Genomic DNA, 3,645 nt, shown 5'->3' on the forward strand with positions numbered 1-3,645 from the left:
TCACAAAGAAATAAGAAATTAACCTGAATAAAAAACAAACACTATGAACTACCTCCAATATTACCCCGTTGACATCGTAAACGGCGAAGGCACGCGTTGCACTTTATTTGTGAGTGGCTGCGAACACGCTTGCAAAGGCTGTTACAACCAAAAAAGCTGGTCATTCAGTGCAGGGGTTCCCTTTGATAAAGCGATGGAAGATCAAATTATTCGCGATCTACAAGATCAACGCATTAAACGGCAAGGTCTTAGCTTATCAGGCGGTGATCCCTTACACCCTAGAAACGTGCCAACCTTGCTCGCCTTAGTCAAACGCGTCAAAAGGGAATGCCCAGAGAAAGACATTTGGCTTTGGACAGGCTACAAACTCGCCGAACTTAACGATCTTCAACGCCAAATGCTGCCTTATATTGATGTTCTCATTGACGGCAAATTTATCAAAGAACAAGCCGATCCTTCACTTATTTGGCGTGGATCGGCAAATCAGGTGATTTATCGGTTTAAGGTGGAGTGAGATTTTGAGTAACTGAAAGACATTTTGCGGAAGTATGGCGAAGAAATGCCCAGCTTTAAAAAAGCCAAGCTTATTTAAACTTGGTTTCATACTTTTTACATCACTTCCAATCTGCCTGAATAGCTTCCCCTATACTCTCCCTCAGCCCCTCTACCACCGCTTTAATCTTCGGCTGTAAATTCATTTTCTTCTGCCACAGCACATAAATCGGCACGGGTGGTAAGGCGGTTTCGGGCAGAATCACCGTTAGCTGTTCCGTTTGCAGATACGGGGCAATCAGCCAGTTGGGCAGGTAGGCGATGCCCAGATGGTTGAGTGCCAGTTTGAGCATGGCATCACCGTCATTGCTTTGGTGCTGCAGGGCGATGGGGTAATCCGTGGGGATTTTTTCGGCGTTGTATAGCCGCCATGCTTTGCCGCTGCCTGATATGCAGGGAAATTGGCGCAGGTCGGCGGGCGATGTCGGGCAGCCGTTGCCACGTAAAAATTCGGGGCTAGCACACAGCAGATTTTGTGTTTCGCCAATGGGCTGGGCGATGATGTCGCTTAAATCGCCCAGTTCGCCAAACCGCACGGCAATGTCCACTTGTTCGCCAATCATGTCCACTTTGCGGTCTTGAAAACTCAGGTGCAGATGCAGTTTGGGGTAACGTTTCGCCAAAGTCATGAGCTTGGGCAGCAGGCATTCCCGTCCAAAGACGGTGGGCATATCGATGCGGACGGTGCCAATGGGCTGGCTTTGTTCGCGCGAAAGCAGGGCTTCTGCTTGTGTCAATTCTTCCATCACACGCAAACAGCTTTGCCGATATAACTCGCCTTCGGCGGTGAGGGTGATTTTTCGGGTGGTGCGGTGAAAAAGCTGGGTGTTGAGCCGCTGTTCCAAGCGGGCAATGCTTTTGCCGACCGCTGACCCCGTGAGGTTGAGCCTGTCGGCCGCGGCGGTGAAACTGCCTGCTTCTGCTGCGGCTAAAAATTCTCGGATACCTGAAAACCGTTCGTCCATTTTCGCTCCATTGTGGAATTTTATTCTATAGTCTTTGGAATTTTATCATCTTTATCAACCAAAAAGAATCAATATAATGATTCCATCTTTTTTTGATGGAGTAATTCGATGAATCCGAAGTATCAACCCCTTTTTCAGCCTTACACCTTAAACAATGGCGTGACCATTAAAAACCGTTTTACCGTTGCCCCTTTGACCATTTATGACTCAGGGCCAGACGGTGAGATGACGGACGCTGGCCGCCGTTTTTGGCACGACCGTTTTGAAGGTTTTGGCTTATACATCATGCCGTTTACCAATGTTCACCCCAGTGGGATTGGCTTTGAATCGCCCAATGCCTTTGACGAACGCCATTTGCCGACTTTGCGCGAATACGCCGACATGGCACACGCACGGGGGCGAAAGCGGTGGTGCAAATAGCCCACAGCGGTTTCCGTGCCGACCCCAGCATGACGCAGGGGCATGAGGTGATTGCCCCCACCGGTGATGTATTTGGCCGAATCCGCACCATGACGGCACAAGAAATCACAGACATGGTGGGGCATTATGCCTATGCCGCCGAATTGGTGCGGCGGGCAGGTTTTGACGGTGTGGAAATTCACGGAGCCAATGGCTGGCAGATTCAGCAATTTTTTTCCGCCGCCACCAATTTACGCCAAGACGAATGGGGCGGCAGTTTAGAAAAAAGAATGCGTTTTCCCCTTGCCATTGTCGATGCCATTGATGCCATGCGGCAAAAACATCAGCGTCCTGATTTCATCATTGGCTACCGTTTTTCGCCTGAAGAACCAGGGGCAGACGGCATTACCATGAAAGAAACCTTGGCACTGGTGGATGCCTTATTAGCAAAACCGCTGCAATACCTGCACATCTCTCTATGGGATTTTTACAAAAAAGTCCGCCGCGGTGCCGCCCCGCGTTTCACCCGAATGCAAGTGGTGCATGACCGCATCAACGGCCGTCTGCCCTTTTCGGTTCGGGCAACCTTTACACCGCTGACGACATGCTCAAAGCCTATCAAACAGGCTGGGTGGAAAGCGTTTCCATTGGCAAAAGCATCATGCTCAATCCGCAGCTCATCAAGCTGATTGAAAACGGCCGTGAAGATGAAATTGAAACCGCCTTTGATTGGGAACAAGCCAAGAAATACCGCTACACCCCTGCCATGTTGCACGGCACACAAATGGGAACGGATTTCTATCCGCCGTCAAAACAAAACGGCGTGCGTTACATCAGCAACCACTTTTAAAAACCCATAAAAAAAGCACCGCACTTTCAGGCAGCCTGAAAGACGGTGCGATATAAGAGAGAAAACCCCATGAAAACACTCAATATTCCAACCAAAACAGGCACGGTATTACACGGTGCCTTATTCTCCGAACGCCCTGCCGATACTGTCGTCATCGCCATCACAGGCATACACGGCAACTGCTACTCCAACCTCTTTTATTACACCATTGGCGACACCCTCAGCCAGCACGGCATTGACTTTATCTACGCCCAAACCCGAAATGCCTTTGGCAAAATAGACATCATCAAAAAAAACGGCCAAAAAGAAACCATCGGTTCATTTAACGAAAACTTCGCCGACACCCTTGATGACGTGCAAGCCTATATCGATTACGCCGAACAGGCAGGCTATCAGCGCATCATCTTGGCAGGACATTCCCTCGGTGCGAACAAAGTCATCTACTACCTCTCACAAACCCAAGACAGCCGCATCGACTGCTTTATCCTATTAAGCCCCGCCAATGTGCCCCATTTAACCAACGCCATCAGCGAAAACGAACGCCAATACATCCGCCAGCAAATCCAAAACGGACAAGGACAGCGTCTCCTGCCCTTTGAACTCTTTGGCTGGCTGCCTGCACTGGCCGACACCGCCTACCAATGGCTCTATTCCGACCTGCTCAACAACGTTCACGTTGAAACAGACGGCGACTTTTCCCAAATCCGTTCCATACAACACCGCGGTGCATTGCTCATTGGCACGCTGGACAGATTTACCTACGGCGACCCCAAACATTTCCTGCAAAACATCAATATCCACTTTCCCCATAGCGAGGAAAACACCCTGATATTTATCGAAAAACAGGGCATACCTATCAACAAAAGAACAAGAATTGGC

3 protein-coding genes and 1 pseudogene are annotated in these 3,645 nt (G+C 49.5%); 3 read left to right on the forward strand and 1 reads right to left on the reverse strand.

The window, feature by feature from the left end; genetic code table 11:
- The first annotated feature begins 43 nt into the window (after positions 1–43).
- Positions 44–514 carry an anaerobic ribonucleoside-triphosphate reductase-activating protein gene (gene nrdG / locus C3Z13_RS08585; protein ID WP_103855644.1) on the forward strand — a complete coding sequence of 157 codons (471 nt, stop codon included), beginning with the start codon at positions 44–46 and terminating at the stop codon, positions 512–514.
- A gap of 100 nt (positions 515–614) precedes the next feature.
- On the opposite strand, the gene C3Z13_RS08590 is transcribed toward nrdG, so the two are convergent.
- Positions 615–1,517, reverse strand: a complete 903-nt coding sequence (locus C3Z13_RS08590) for a LysR family transcriptional regulator (RefSeq protein WP_103855645.1) — start codon at positions 1,515–1,517, stop codon at positions 615–617.
- 108 nt (positions 1,518–1,625) lie between these two features.
- Between C3Z13_RS08590 and C3Z13_RS08595 the strand changes: the two are divergent.
- Both C3Z13_RS08595 and C3Z13_RS08600 read left to right on the forward strand, forming a co-directional pair.
- Positions 1,626–2,766: pseudogene (locus C3Z13_RS08595) on the forward strand (NADH-dependent flavin oxidoreductase).
- 69 nt (positions 2,767–2,835) lie between these two features.
- On the forward strand, positions 2,836–3,645 hold an 810-nt coding region (locus C3Z13_RS08600; RefSeq protein ID WP_103855646.1), incomplete at its 3' end, for an alpha/beta hydrolase.

This window comes from Avibacterium endocarditidis, from assembly GCF_002921145.1.
GTDB lineage: Bacteria > Pseudomonadota > Gammaproteobacteria > Enterobacterales > Pasteurellaceae > Avibacterium > Avibacterium endocarditidis.

Coding starts and splice junctions, on each gene's coding strand:
- nrdG (WP_103855644.1), top strand. CDS start 44: ATGAACTACCTCCAATATTACCCCGTTGACATCGTAAACGGCGAAGGC.
- C3Z13_RS08590 (WP_103855645.1), bottom strand. CDS start 1,517: ATGGACGAACGGTTTTCAGGTATCCGAGAATTTTTAGCCGCAGCAGAA.